The following is a 13,179-nucleotide window of genomic DNA, read 5'->3' as shown; positions in this document are numbered from 1 at the left end:
CCAGCGTGCTGTGGGCTCTCCTGCGCGACGACAGGCTGTTCACCCCCTTCCCACCCGTCGCGCAGGAGTCTTGACTTCGTCATTGAGACTCCTGGCGGACGGTGAATCTTGGTCGTGAACCCGTCTACCAGGAGCTTCATCATTGCGCAGGCATGCCCGGCTCACAATCGGCACCACGAGCCCGGAAAGGTTTAGTGGGTAGGGCGCCGAGGGGCACTCGCCACCCCTGAATCCCGGCCGCTCAGCGCGGCATCTAGCGTCTCCTGAGCCGTGCGCATCGCCTCGGCGTACTTCGGCTCGGACATGCGTTCCCAGGCCCGGTCCGACGAGATGTCCTCGACCCGGCTCATCACCCACCAGATGTTGCCGAACGGATCCCGTACCCGGCCGCCGCGATCCCCCCACGCGCTGTCAGCGACTTCGGTGATCACCTGTGCCCCGTGCAGGACGGCGGCCGCCATGGCGGCGTCCGGGTCAGGGACGTAGACCCGCAGCAGCGAGGGCATCACCGGCCAGTCGGGCCGCCGGTCGAAGGCCAGTACGACCGTGTCGCCGATACGGATCTCGCCGTGGCCGATGGTGCCGTCCTCGACCGGCACCCGTGCAAGCTCCTCGCCGCCGAACACTGCGGTGATGAAGTCGAGCAGCGCACCGGTGTTGTCGGTGACGACCCACGGTGCAACGCTGGTGTAACCCTCGGGCGTAGTGTGCCTCATCGCTCTCGTCCCCTCACGCAGTCCTTCACGATGCGGCGACCCTAGAACCCAACTAGGACAACTACAGACCTAGATCGCGCACGATGTAGACACCATCTTCATCAGTTCTCTGGTCGTGGTCCCTCTCCCGCAGACCTCACGCTGAGGATGGAAAAAACTCACGGCGTGGTCTGATGCGTCTCAAGAAGCGGTTGGAGATGGACGGTGAAGCACACCGATGAAGAGCCCCTGGCGATGATGGCCCTCGGAGAGGAAACCGATTCCTCGACCTCCCTCCACCTGTACGAATGCGACTCCTGCCGCCGCGAGTTCGAGAGCCTGCGCTGTGTCGTCGCCGCGTCGCCCGCCGTCCCCCGGACGGTGAGCTGATCGCCCCGCCGGACGGTACGTGGGACGCCATCGCCGCGGAACTGCGCCTCGAGAACCGTGCTGCCGCCCCCGGCGCCCGCCCGCGCCGGTCCCGGTGGCCGAACCCCGCCCCCGGGGGGCACGGCGCTTCGGTCGCTTCGCCGTCGCCCTCGCGGCGTGCGCCGCCCTCTTCGGCGCGGCGACGGGAAGCGCGACCACCTGGTGGGTGACCCACGGCGAGAGCGCCCCCGTGAACACCGTCGCCGAAGGGAAGCGCCTCCAGACGTTGCGCACCGGCTCGGCCGGCTTCGCCGGACTGACGGACGACAGCGGGCGGCGGTCCCTCCGGATTACCGTGCTGAGACTGCCCGAGAACTCCGGCTGCTTCGAGGTGTGGCTGATGGACAGCAGCCACACCAAGCTCGTCTCCATGGGCGTCCTGGGCCCCGACGGCCGCGCCGTCCTGCCGGTCCCGGACACCATCGACCTGCGCAAGTACTCCGTCGTGCACTTCTCCGTCCGGCCCCGCAACGGGAAAGCCGGACCACTTCGGTGAAAGCCTCGTCCGGGGTACCTACGCCGGGTGACCCCTGCGGCTCGGGGCCCGGACAGCTGTGCGCCAGTGACGTAACAAATGATTCTAGAAAGCTGTTGCATGTCTAATGTGTAATCTCCGATACTTCATGTCGGGCGGCGCGCGAGTCGCCCGTGCCGACAGCGAGGGACGGACATGCGACGCGGAGAACGTGATCTCATTGGTGTGCGAGAAGTGCCCGAAGACGTGTACTGGGGCATCCACACCCTGCGCGCGCTGGAGAACTTCCCCCTCACGGGCATTCCCCTCTCGTCGCATCCCGAGCTCGTCGTGGCACTGGCCGCGGTGAAGGAGGCGGCCGCGCTGGCCCACCTGGAGCTGAGGACCCTTCCCGAGGAACGCGCCCGGGCCGTCGTGGCGGCGTGCCGGGAGATCCGTGCGGGCCGCCTCCACGACCAGTTCGTCGTGGACGTCTTCCAGGGCGGCGCGGGCACCTCGGCGAACATGAACGCCAACGAGGTCGTCGCCAACCGGGCACTCGAAATCCTGGGGCATCCGCGCGGCGACTACGAGCACCTGCACCCCAACGACGACGTGAACCGCTCCCAGAGCACCAACGACGTGTATCCCACGGCGGCCAAGTTGGCGGTGTACGCCTCCGCGGGGCGGCTCCTCGACGCGATGACCGTGCTGCGCGACGCCTTCGGTGATCGGGGCGGGCACTTCGCGAAGACGGTCAAGCTCGGGCGTACCCAGTTGCAGGACGCCGTGCCGATGACGCTGGGCCGGGAGTTCGACGCGTTCGCCCTCACCGTACGAGACGACGCCGACCTCATCGGCCTGGCCGCCGCTTCTCTCCTGGAGGTGAACCTGGGGGGCACGGCGATCGGCACCGGCCTCAACGCGGACGAGGGCTTCGCCCGTCTGGCTGTCACCCGCCTCGAAGCCGTCGCGTCCGTGCCGGTCCGTCCCGCCCGGGACCTGGTGGAGAGCACCCAGGGGATAGGTGGATTCGTCCGGTTCTCCGGCGCCCTCCGTCAGTTCGCCGTACGGCTGTCCAAGATCTGCAACGACCTCAGGCTGCTGGCCTCGGGGCCCGGGGCGGGCCTCGGCGAGATCCGGCTGCCGGAGCTCCAGGCCGGGTCGAGCATCATGCCGGGCAAGGTGAATCCGGTGATGCCGGAGGCCGTGAACCAGGTCTGCTTCGACGTCCTCGGCGCGGACGCCGCCGTCTGCGCGGCGGCCCAGGCGGGTCAGCTCCAGCTGAACGCCTTCGAGCCCCTGATGGTCCACCACCTGCTCAACTCCGCGAACCGGCTCGCCGCCGCCTGCCGGCTCCTGGCCGAGCGCTGCGTCGCCGGCATCGAGGCCGACGAGGAGCGCCTGCGCGCTCTGGTGGAGGGGAGCGCCGGTCTCGCCACCGCGCTGAACCCGGTCATCGGCTACCAGCGGTCCACGGCCCTGGCCCGGGAGTGCCGGGAGTCGGGGGTTCCCGTCCGGCAGCTGGCGGCTCGCGACGGGCTGCTCACCGACGGCGAACTCGACGAGCTGCTCGATCCGTGGCGCCTCGCCCGGCCGATCTGAGCCTCGGCCGGGACGTCACGTGCGGTGCCTCATGTGCGGTACGGGATGCCCGCGGGGCCCGGTCGCGCGGGCGGGGCCCCGCGGACGCGACTGCCTCAGCTCCTGGTCAGGGTGCAGGCGTAGGCGGCCGACCCGGAGCCGCTGTACGCCTCCACGTCGAGGTAGTAGGTGCCCGTCCCGGTCGCGGTCCTGGTGAACGACAGGGATTCGTCGGTGCCCGCCCCGTCGTTCACGGACCGGGTCAGGGTGCTGCCGTTCGCGTCGAGCCAGTACACGTCGGCGTCGTAGGCGGAGGGCACGGCGCAGTTCACCGAGACGGTCTGTCCGGCCGCCACGGAGACCTTGAAGTAGTCGCGGTCGCTGGTCGACTTCATGCTGCCCGTGAGCGTGCCGGGAGAGGCGAGGGCGGTGGCGTCGTCGGCCGTGTCGCGGGTGTCGTTGGGCTCGCTCTCCGCGACCGTGGACCCGCCGCCCTGGCTGCCGCAGTCGGTCACGGGAGCGCCGTTGTAGAGGTTGGCGTCCGTCACGCCGTTCGTGACGCTACGCAGGTAGTAGCCGCAGGTGGGGCGGTTCTTGAAGTCGAAGGTGGAGCCCGGCGTCAGACGCCAGATCTTGAAGCCGCTGTACGTGAGCGGCTTCCTGTCGACAGCCTGCTCCGGTTGGTGGTCGGCGAGGACGACGTAGGCGTCCTTGCCGTACTGCGTCGCCATGCCGTTGCGGTCGAGGAACAGGGAGCCGCCGCCCTCCTCCACCCCGACGCCCCAGGCGGAGCCGCCGGGTGCGAGGCCGTCCTTCACGGCGCGCGCCAGGAAGGACATGGTGCGGCCCATGCGGTCGCGGGTCACGAAGTGGGAGTCGTTGATGACGGCTCCGTAGTTCGCCCATTCGAACATGCCGGTGGTGAAGCTGACGTACCGGTCGTAGGGGTTGGCGAGGGCCTCCGCGCTGGTGACGCTGCCGTTGCAGGCGTCGTAGACGATCGGGCTGTTGATGTGGTGGCCCGCGCTGCCGCCGCCGGAACCGCCGCCCTTGGCGACGACCGCCTCGACGGAGGCTTCCAGGGCGGTTCCCTTCCAGGCGGAGTAGCGGCACTGGTCGCCGCCGGCGAAGTAGACGAACTCGGCGTTGCGGACGTCGGTGTTCATCTGGCTGTTGTTGCCGTCGCCCGCCGTCGTCAGCGTCCACGTCGTACAGGAGTTGACCCCGGTCAACCCCGTGATCGTGTCGCACTCCGGAGTCTTGCTGCCCGACGTCGGCGCGGACCCGGCCAGGACGACCACGTCGAGGGCCCCGGTGCCGCCGCGGATCTCGTCGATGGCCCGGATCGTCGAGGCCGTCACGATGCCGCCGGCTCCGTTCATCGTGAACGCCGGACCGTTCCACGTGCTGCGGCTGACGTCGGACGCGCTGCCGAGCCGGATCCGGTCGGCCGCCGCGTGCGCCGGCTGATGCGCGATCAGTACCGAGGCCATCGCGGTGAGCACCACGGCGGCTGCCGCGGGGGCCCTGAAGGGGCGGTGTGTCATGTGCACTCCTGGAAAGGGGCGAACTCGATGCCGCGGCCGTCGGACGAGGGCTGCGGGATTGGTAGCGGAACATACAAGTAATGGCCTGGATGAGGAAGATGTAAGTCCGGAAGAGTGCCTCGTTCCATGGGATTGAGCCACCGATGGGGGCCAAAAGCACCTAAAATGCCCCATCGGCGAGGCTGAAACTCTCGTTACGTGAACGTAATGGGACTTACATCTAGCCATCGCATGGGTTCCTCTGTAACTTCGCAGCAGTGCCTGACGGTCAGACTCCGTCGGCAGATAACCACCGAGAGGTTCCAGGCGATGAACGCTCTTATCGCACGCCCCGCGGCCGCCGCCGTCGCGGCGACCATGCTCCTGTCCCTGTCCGCCTGCGGCGACGACGAGCCCGCCGCCCCGTCGGGCAAGGTCGTCATCGGCGGCGTGGAGATCGTGAAGGACCAGAAGCTGCACGACCTGCTTCCCGAGAAGATCAAGAAGGCCGGCGAGGTGCGCGTCGCGACGGACGTGCCGTACCCGCCCTTCGAGATGTACGTGAAGGAGGGGGAGACCGGGCTGACCGGCCTGGACTACGACCTCGGCCAGGCCCTCGGCGCCAAGCTGGGCGTGACCTTCGCCTTCTCCCCGCAGAAGTTCGACGGCATCGTCCCGGCGATCCAGGCCGGCAAGTTCGACGTCGCGATGTCCGCCATCACCGACAACAAGGAGCGCCAGAAGGTCGTCGACTTCGTCGACTACTCCCAGTCCGGCTCCGGCATCCTCGTCGGCGACGGCAACCCGGCGAAGGTGACCGCCCTCGACGACCTGTGCGGACAGAAGGTCGCGGTCCAGGCCGCGACCAACCAGCTCGATCTGCTGAAGGGCCATCAGGCGGCCTGCGCGAAGGCGGGCAAGGGGAAGATCGACATCCAGACCTTTCCCAAGGACTCCGACGCCCAGCTCGCGCTGCGCTCCGGCAAGGTCATCGCCCAGGTGCTGACCAAGCCGGCGGCCGGATGGGTCGCCAAGACCGCCGACGACGGCAAGACCTTCGACCTCGTCAACGACCCCGCCGCCCCCGGCGGCTACAACGCCTCGCCCAACGGCATCGCCGTCAGCAAGGAACTGCCCGAGCTGACCGACGCGATCCTCAAGGCGCTGCAGGCCCTCCTCGACGACGGCACCGTCGCGGCGATCTACAACCAGTACGGCGTCGCGTCGATCGCCGTCCCCAAGGCCACCAAGAACGCGGCGGTGGACTAAAGATGTCCAGCACGACCAAGGTCCCGCAGGAGACGACCCCCACGGACCAACCCCCCACCGGGGAACTCGAGATCGTCCCCGTCCGCGACTACGGGCGCTGGATCGCGGCCGTCGCGTCGGTCCTGGCCCTCGTCGGACTGATCGGCTCGCTCGCCAAGAACGACAACCTGCACTGGGACGTCGTCGGCCACTACCTCTTCGCCGACCTCATCTTCGACGGTCTGGCCACCACCCTCTGGCTGACCGCCGCCGCCATGCTGCTCGGCCTGGCGCTCGGCACGCTGATCGCCGTCATGCGGCTCTCGTCCAGCCCCGTGCTGTACGGCCTCGCCACCGCGTTCGTCTGGGTCTTCCGCGGCACCCCGCTGCTCGTCCAGATCATCTTCTGGGGCTACGCGGCCGCCCTCTACCAGTACGTGAAGATCGGCGTCCCGTTCACCGACATCACGTTCTTCCAGGCCGAGACCAACTCCCTCCTCACCCCCGCGATCGCCGCCCTGCTCGCCCTGGGCCTCAACGAGGCCGCCTACGCCTCGGAGATCGTCCGCGCCGGCATCCAGTCCGTCGACCCCGGCCAGACCGAGGCCGCCCACTCGCTCGGCATGCGGCCCGCGCTCACCATGCGCCGGATCGTCCTGCCCCAGGCCATGCGCGTCATCATCCCGCCGATGGGCAACGAGACCATCAACATGCTCAAGATGACCGCCCTCGTCTCGGTCATCTCCGCCCACGACCTCATGTCGAACATCCAGGACGTCTACGCCCAGAACTACCAGGTCATCCCCATGCTGGTCGTCGCCAGCATCTGGTACCTCGCCCTCGTCACCCTCCTCGGCGTGCCCCAGGCCTGGCTCGAACGGCGCTACGGACGGGGCACCACCCGCGCCGGACACGTCTCGCCCTTCCGGCGACTCCTCGGCGGAACGGTGGAACGGCTCGGCAAGAACAGCAAGGAGCAGAACCGATGAGCACCCCCATGGTGCGCGCCGAAGGCGTACGCAAGCACTTCGGGAGGCTGGAGGTCCTCAAGGGCATCGACCTCACCGTGGAGCGCGGCCAGGTCTGCTGCCTCCTGGGCCCCTCCGGATCCGGCAAGTCCACCTTCCTGCGCTGCATCAACCACCTGGAGAAGGTCGACGGCGGCAAGCTCACCGTCGACGGAGAGCTCGTCGGATACCGGCAGCACGGCAACAAGCTCCACGAACTGCGCGAGCGCGAGGTGGCGGACCGACGCCGTGACATCGGCATGGTCTTCCAGCGCTTCAACCTCTTCCCGCACATGACGGCCGTCGAGAACGTCATGGAGGCCCCCGTCAAGGTCGCCGCCGTCTCTCGCGCCGACGCACGGGAGCAGGCCCACGCCCTCCTCGAACAGGTCGGTCTCGGCGACCGCGGGCACCACTACCCGGCCGAGCTGTCGGGCGGACAGCAGCAGCGCGTCGCCATCGCCCGCGCACTCGCCATGAAGCCCAAACTGATGCTCTTCGACGAGCCCACCTCCGCGCTGGACCCCGAGCTCGTCGGAGACGTCCTGGACGTCATGCGGCAGCTCGCCGCCGACGGCATGACCATGGTCGTCGTCACCCACGAGATCGGCTTCGCCCGCGAGGTCGGCGACACCGCCGTCTTCATGGACGAAGGCGTCGTCGTCGAAGCCGGCGACCCCCGCCAGGTGCTCGTCGACCCGGAACAGGAACGCACCCGCGCCTTCCTGTCCAAGGTCCTGTGAGCGCCCCCACCCGCCGGCAGGAGAGGCTCGACGACCTCCTGGACCTGGCCCGCGCCCGCCGCGGCAGCTACCTGCGCGACCTGGAGGAGCTCGTCTCCGTCGACTCCGGCTCCTACAGCGCCGCCGGCGTCAACCAGGTCGCCGACTGGATCGAGCGCAGACTCGAACGGCTCGGGTTCGCCGTGGAACGCGTCCGCTTCCCGCCGACGCCCGACGGGCACCGCACCGGTGACGCCCTCGTCGGTCGTCGACGCGGCAAGCTGCCCGAGTCGGAGGGAGGCCGCAGGATCCTCCTCGCCGGCCACATGGACACCGTCTTCGAGAACGGCACCGCGGCCGCCCGCCCCTTCCGGATCGACGGCTCCACGGCGTACGGCCCCGGCGTCAGCGACGACAAGGGCGGCCTGCTCGCCGGACTCACGGCCCTGGAGATCCTCGGCGAACTCGGCGTCGACGCGTACGACGAGCTGATCCTGCTCGCCACCCCCGACGAGGAGATCGGCTCGCCCGCCAGCCGACCGCTCATCGAGGAGACGGCCGGCGGCGTGCACTTCGGACTCGGTCTCGAATGCGCCCGGGAGAACGGCGACCTCGTCATCGCCCGCAAGGGCGTCGCCGACTTCCGCCTCACCGTCACCGGCCGGGCCGCACACGCCGGCATCGAACCCGAGCGCGGTGCCAACGCCGCCCTCGCCGCCGCCCACCTCACCGTCGCCCTCCAGGCCCTCAACGGCCACTGGGACGACGTGACGGTCAACGTCGGCGTCGTCCGAGCCGGCACCCGCGCCAACATCGTCTGTCCCCAGGCGGAACTGCGCATCGAGGTGCGCGCCGCCACGACCGCCGACATCCAGCGCGTCACCCGGGCCATCCGCGATGCCGCCGACCAGCCCGGCGTCCCCGGCGTCACCGTCGAGGTCGAGCAACTCGACCTGTGCCCGCCGATGGAGGACACCCCCGCCTCCCGGCGGATGTTCGACCACGCACGCCACGCGGCCCGAGCGGCAGGCATCGACCTGGGCGCCGCCGCCACCGGAGGAGTGGGGGACGCCAACCTCATCGCCGGCGCTGGCATCCCCGTCCTCGACGGCCTGGGCCCGGTCGGAGGCGCCGACCACACGCCCCAGGAGTGGTTGGACGTCACCAGCGTTCCGCAGCGCATCGCGCTCCTCGCCGACCTGATCGCCTCGCTGGGCACGGCCGGCACCACCTGAACGACGCCGACGCCGCCCCCACAGCGGAGGGAAGCCCCGCTTCTCTCCGCTGCGGGTACGGCGCCAGCGCCCCAGGAGGCGTCCGCCACGGGCCCCGGCCACGTGCCCCGGCCCTCATAATCCCGCCACCCATCCCCCCTCAACGGAGGCACCATGCGCGCCCCTTCCGCACCCGCACGCCGCACCGTCCTCGCCGGCGCCCTCGCCGTATCCCTCCTCTCGGTCTCCTCCTCCGCCCTCGCCGACGCCCCGCAGGCCCGGACCCAGGCGGGGTCCCTCGTCCTGATCGGCGGAGCCCTGAAGGAGAGCAACACCCAGGTCTACGGCGAGATCATCAAGCGGGCCGGCGGCCCCGGCGCCCGCATCGGGATCATCACGGCCGCCTCCGTACCCGAGAGCCAGGACCCGAACGCCGGCGACCCCGAGCGGTGCAGCAACTCCGCCTGCAACGGCGCCTACTACGCCGACGTGTTCAAGCGGCACGGCGCCGCCGACGCCCAGTGGATCCCCCTCGACATCGACCACGTCGCCAACGCCGACTCGGACGCCGTCGTCGCGCAGGTCAACTCCATGACCGGCTTCTTCTTCGGCGGAGGCGACCAGTACCGCTACGTCACCACCCTGCTGCGCGGTGACGAGCACACCGACTCCAAGGTCCTCGCCGCCATCCGCGCCAAGCTCGCCCGGGGAGCGGTGGTCTCCGGCTCCTCCGCGGGCGCCCAGATCGCGTCCGGCCCCGACATGGTCACCGGCGGAGAGTCCTACGAGGGGCTGAGGGACGGCAGTGCACCCGGCTACTTCGACGACGCGACCCGCCTCGGCTTCCTCCCCGAGGGCGGCTTCGGCTTCCTCCGCTCGGGGCTCGTCGACACCCACACCGGCGCCTACGGACGCGAGGGCCGCGCGCTTCGCCTCGCCTCCGACACCGGCCACGACCGCGTCTACGCCCTGGAGGAGAACACCGCCCTCGTCGTCGACCGGCCGGGCAGCTCCCGTGAGCACCTCAGCGTCCTCGGGCCGAACGGCGTCGCCGTCCTGGACCTGCGCGACGCCCGCGCGTACGGCTCCGAGGACGGCTGGTCCCTCCGCCGGGCCCGGTACAGCTACCTCACGGACGGCGACCAGTACGACGCTCGCACCTGGACGCCGCGCGTCCACCCGGCCAAGCAGCCCCTGAGAGCCGTCGGCACGGCGCCCGTGCCCGTCAACACCGACGTCTTCACTTCGGCGGCCAACCCCGACGGCTCCCCGTACGCCTTCCGGACCACCGCGCGGGCGCTCGCCTCGACGCGCGCGCAGAACAGCGCGACCGCGACCACGTTCGAGAGCGGGCCGCGGTTCACGGTGACGTTCACCAAGGCGCGGGGATTCGCCGCCTTCACCGGCGACGGCACGGACGCCCGCACGCTCCTCTCCCTGCGCATCGACATCGCGCCGCGCTGATCTGCCGAACGACACGGAGCCGGCCCCAGGACAGGGGCCGGCTCCTTTCGCGTCGTCGACCGGACCGCGACGCGCGGCCCGCTCACAGCAGGCCGGTGCGCCGGGCGATCCTCTCCGCTTCCTTCATGCGCTCGTGGCCACCGCCGCCGATCCGGTCGAGGACGGCGGCGACGAGCGCCTCGACGACCGCCAGGGCCGGTACGAGGCTGTCGTAGGGGGAGTCCGAGGAGACCTGGGTGATGAGGACGACGTCCGCGTGGGCGGCGGCAGGGGAGAGCCACGGGTCGGTGAACACGACGACCTTGCCGCCGCGCTCCCGGGCCAGTTCGGCGATCAGCGTCTTGTCGGCCTCATAACGCCGGTAGTCGAACAGCACGGTGACGTCGCGTCGGGTGAGCTGCGTGAGGAACGAGGTCCGCTCCACGTCCTTGTGCGGCAGGAAGCTCACCTGATCGCGGAACTGCATCAGGTGCAGGCCCAGGTACTCGGCCATCAGATGCGTGAACCGTCCACCTGCCACGTGCACGCGACGCCGGGGATCGGCGAGGAGCCCGACGGCCTCCTCGAACTCGTGCGCCGACACCTCGTCGAAGGTCTGGGCGACGGCCTGCCGCACGAGCGACGAGCGCTCGCCGAGCTGGGTGGCAGCGGCGTCCTGCGGACCCTCCGTCCGCTCGTGCTTCGACGTCTCCGCCGCCGCATAGAGCGTGATCGGCGAGGCGTTGCGTGCGTCGAGTTCGGAGCGGAGAGCGGCCTGAAGGTCGGGAAAGCCCCGGTAGCCCAGCCGGGAGGCACACCTCAGCACCGTGGGTGCCGACACGCCCGCCCGCTCCGCGATCGTGGCGACCGTCTCGAAGACCGCGGCCGGATACCCCGCCAGCAGCACCCGCGCGACCTTGCGCTCCGCGGGACTCAGCTCTCCGAGCCGGCTGCGGATCTCGTCGGCCAGCGTGGGGCTCATGGCTTTCCCTTCTGCGGCGTGGGATCACCGAGGCGGACGGCAGCCGTCGAGGCCGCTTCCTCCGGCTTGCCACGTTTCAGATCAGCGAGTTTCAGGGACCGAATGTACCGCCTATTACGGAATCTGCCCAGTCCCTCCCGGGCGGGGGGATGCGCATGCTGACGCTCCCTGTCACGAGGGCGCGGCTACGGGCCAGGGCTGGTCGGGTTCCTGCCCCGGTACCGGGGCAGAAGGCGGTTACGCCGTAGGCGCCCAGTGCCTCGGTGACGGGCTGGAAGAAGGTGGTTCCGCCGGAGGAGCGGTTGCAGCGCCTCCGGAGGTGAGACCGAGGCCGGTGGTGCCGGGGAACAGGGCGCCGCCGCTGTCGCCGGGCTTGGCGCAGACGTTGGACTGGACGAGTCCGTAGACGATGTAGCCGTTGCTTGGTTCACGGTCGCGTTCAGGCCGGTGACCGTGCCGCTGCGTCGGACGGACTGCCCGACGTAGGCGTTGGCGGCGCTGGTGACGTCGCGGTAGCTGCCGTTGCAGAGGTAGACGCGCCCGTCGGCGGAGGCGTTGGACTGGCGGATGATCCCGTAGTCGTTGTTCGGGAAGCCGGTGCCCGCCCGGGTGCCGTGCGCGTTCCGTCAGAACCACCGTGGCGGTGTCCCGCACGGAACCACCGTGCGGGACACCGCCGCGTCCCCCTGCGTACGCCGCTCTAGGCGAACGTCGCCCCCCACGTGGCGGGCCCGACGAGGCCGTCCACCGTCAGGCCCCTGCTCGACTGGAAGCTGCGGCAGGCCGCGTCGGAGCCGGGGCCGTACTGTCCGTCCACGGTGAGGGAGTGGCCGTGCGCGCTGTTCATCCGGTACTGCCAGGTCGCCACGCTTGCATGCACGGTGGCCGGGGTCTGCCGGAAGGTGACGCCCGGATAGGGCAGGGGGCCGCCGCCGGGGTTGACCTCGCCGCTGACAACCCGGGAGTACAGGTTTCCCGGACAGCCGGTCGCATGGTGGTCGCGGTGGCCGGTAATGGCCTGCGCGGCCCCGCCGGACACCCGCAGGCGGTTGATCCCGTACCGGATGGCGTCGATCAGCCCGGCGGTGACGACGTCGTAGTCGCTGCCGGTGCCGCCGGTCAGGGCACAGACCGCGTACCAGTCGTCGTTGCCCTGAGTGGTGCCCTGAGCGGCGGTGCGGACGTTCTCGCCGCGCCCCTGGAAGAGGTAGCCGTGCACACAGGCCAGGTGGCTGTAGGCGATGTCCGACCAGCCGTTGCGGTCCATGTGGTAGTTCTGGATGCCCCGCACCTGTGCCGCGCAGTCGGCGTGGCTGGCCTCGGCCACCTTGACGGCGTCGACATGATGGACGACCACGCCCCCCTGCGCCGGGGTGATGCTGCTGCTGATGTCCTTCGGGGCTCGGGCGCCCCACTGGGCGCGGGTGACGAACGTGGCCATCAGCTCCGGCCTCCCCGTCCCGTGGCGCAGCCGACGGCGGCGTTCAGCGGTTCCGCGTGCGCGGTCCGGGCGGCGTCGGAATCGTAGAGCGCGCCGGTCTCGCGGGGGTTCGTCACGAACGGCTTTCCGCGAGTCGCCGCGGGCAGGGGCGCCGCCTGCGCGGCTCCGGAGGGCAGGGCGGACAGGGCGAGCGCACCGCCGGCTGCCGTCAGCAGCGCGGCGCGGCGGGAGACTTCGGGGATCAACGTTCCTCCACGTGTGGTCCAGGGCTCACGGTTTCGTACACGGTGGCTCCGCAGGCCGGTGGGCCGGGCGAGGGCCCACCGGGCGGGCAGGGCTGGTCAGCAGCCGCCGCAGTTGTAGAAGGTCACGTCCCAGTGGTTGCCCTCGTCGGCGTAGATGTTGCCGGCGCCGGACTTCCACTGCGGAGAGCC

Annotated in this window: 13 protein-coding genes and 1 pseudogene; 8 read left to right on the top strand and 6 right to left on the bottom strand. The window is 70.3% G+C overall.

The features are described 5' to 3' along the window. Positions 1–191 precede the first annotated feature (191 nt). On the bottom strand, positions 192–716 hold the full coding sequence (locus tag ACFWUY_RS39105; protein ID WP_384121304.1) for a VOC family protein: 525 nt from the start codon (positions 714–716) through the stop codon (positions 192–194). 204 nt (positions 717–920) lie between these two features. Between ACFWUY_RS39105 and ACFWUY_RS39100 the strand changes: the two genes are divergently transcribed. The 3 genes from ACFWUY_RS39100 (at position 921) to ACFWUY_RS39090 (ending at position 3,183) form a co-directional block, all read left to right on the top strand. After that, a complete protein-coding gene (locus ACFWUY_RS39100) occupies positions 921–1,085 on the top strand; it encodes a hypothetical protein (RefSeq protein ID WP_384121300.1) in 165 nt (54 codons plus the stop codon). 94 nt (positions 1,086–1,179) lie between these two features. Then, complete coding sequence (locus ACFWUY_RS39095) at positions 1,180–1,620, top strand: anti-sigma factor (RefSeq protein WP_384121297.1); 441 nt, start codon at positions 1,180–1,182, stop codon at positions 1,618–1,620. A gap of 174 nt (positions 1,621–1,794) precedes the next feature. Next, the gene (locus ACFWUY_RS39090) at positions 1,795–3,183 is read left to right on the top strand and encodes an aspartate ammonia-lyase (RefSeq protein ID WP_384121293.1); all 1,389 of its coding nucleotides are present in this window, start codon (positions 1,795–1,797) and stop codon (positions 3,181–3,183) included. A 95-nt stretch (positions 3,184–3,278) separates the two neighbouring features. On the opposite strand, the gene ACFWUY_RS39085 is transcribed toward ACFWUY_RS39090, so the two are convergent. After that, on the bottom strand, positions 3,279–4,709 hold the full coding sequence (locus ACFWUY_RS39085; RefSeq protein WP_384121291.1) for a pre-peptidase C-terminal domain-containing protein: 1,431 nt from the start codon (positions 4,707–4,709) through the stop codon (positions 3,279–3,281). A 309-nt stretch (positions 4,710–5,018) separates the two neighbouring features. Between ACFWUY_RS39085 and ACFWUY_RS39080 the strand changes: the two genes are divergently transcribed. The 5 genes from ACFWUY_RS39080 (at position 5,019) to ACFWUY_RS39060 (ending at position 10,343) form a co-directional block, all read left to right on the top strand. Further along, the gene (locus tag ACFWUY_RS39080; protein WP_384121288.1) at positions 5,019–5,957 is read left to right on the top strand and encodes an ABC transporter substrate-binding protein; all 939 of its coding nucleotides are present in this window, start codon (positions 5,019–5,021) and stop codon (positions 5,955–5,957) included. Between the two features lie 2 nt (positions 5,958–5,959). After that, the gene (locus ACFWUY_RS39075) at positions 5,960–6,925 is read left to right on the top strand and encodes an amino acid ABC transporter permease (protein WP_384121285.1); all 966 of its coding nucleotides are present in this window, start codon (positions 5,960–5,962) and stop codon (positions 6,923–6,925) included. Beyond that, the gene (locus ACFWUY_RS39070; RefSeq protein WP_384121283.1) at positions 6,922–7,686 is read left to right on the top strand and encodes an amino acid ABC transporter ATP-binding protein; all 765 of its coding nucleotides are present in this window, start codon (positions 6,922–6,924) and stop codon (positions 7,684–7,686) included. Before ACFWUY_RS39075 ends, ACFWUY_RS39070 begins: the two co-directional genes overlap by 4 nt. Continuing rightward, positions 7,683–8,900: a M20 family metallopeptidase gene (locus tag ACFWUY_RS39065; RefSeq protein WP_384121282.1), complete on the top strand. Its 1,218-nt coding sequence runs from the start codon at positions 7,683–7,685 to the stop codon at positions 8,898–8,900. The genes ACFWUY_RS39070 and ACFWUY_RS39065 overlap by 4 nt, the downstream gene beginning before the upstream one ends. A 153-nt stretch (positions 8,901–9,053) precedes the next feature. Beyond that, positions 9,054–10,343, top strand: coding sequence for a cyanophycinase (locus ACFWUY_RS39060; protein ID WP_384121280.1), 1,290 nt, complete (start codon positions 9,054–9,056; stop codon positions 10,341–10,343). An 82-nt stretch (positions 10,344–10,425) separates the two neighbouring features. Here ACFWUY_RS39060 and ACFWUY_RS39055 read toward each other — a convergent pair whose 3' ends face one another. The 4 genes and pseudogenes from ACFWUY_RS39055 to ACFWUY_RS39040 all read right to left on the bottom strand — a co-directional run bounded on the left by ACFWUY_RS39055 (position 10,426) and on the right by ACFWUY_RS39040 (position 12,990). Next, on the bottom strand, positions 10,426–11,304 hold the full coding sequence (locus ACFWUY_RS39055; protein WP_384121278.1) for a MurR/RpiR family transcriptional regulator: 879 nt from the start codon (positions 11,302–11,304) through the stop codon (positions 10,426–10,428). Between the two features lie 229 nt (positions 11,305–11,533). Further along, positions 11,534–11,918: pseudogene (locus ACFWUY_RS39050) on the bottom strand (S1 family peptidase); the annotation flags it as partial. Between the two features lie 86 nt (positions 11,919–12,004). Further along, on the bottom strand, positions 12,005–12,745 hold the full coding sequence (locus ACFWUY_RS39045; protein WP_384121275.1) for an N-acetylmuramoyl-L-alanine amidase: 741 nt from the start codon (positions 12,743–12,745) through the stop codon (positions 12,005–12,007). Further along, entirely contained in the window at positions 12,745–12,990 is a 246-nt protein-coding gene (locus tag ACFWUY_RS39040) for a hypothetical protein (protein ID WP_384121272.1), read from the bottom strand. Before ACFWUY_RS39040 ends, ACFWUY_RS39045 begins: the two co-directional genes overlap by 1 nt. Between the last annotated feature and the right edge of the window lie 189 nt (positions 12,991–13,179).

The organism is Streptomyces sp. NPDC058664 (assembly GCF_042716635.1).
Classification (GTDB): Bacteria; Actinomycetota; Actinomycetes; order Streptomycetales; family Streptomycetaceae; genus Streptomyces.
Note: the sequence above shows the minus strand (reverse complement) of the source record. Positions and strands in the feature narration are given on the sequence as shown.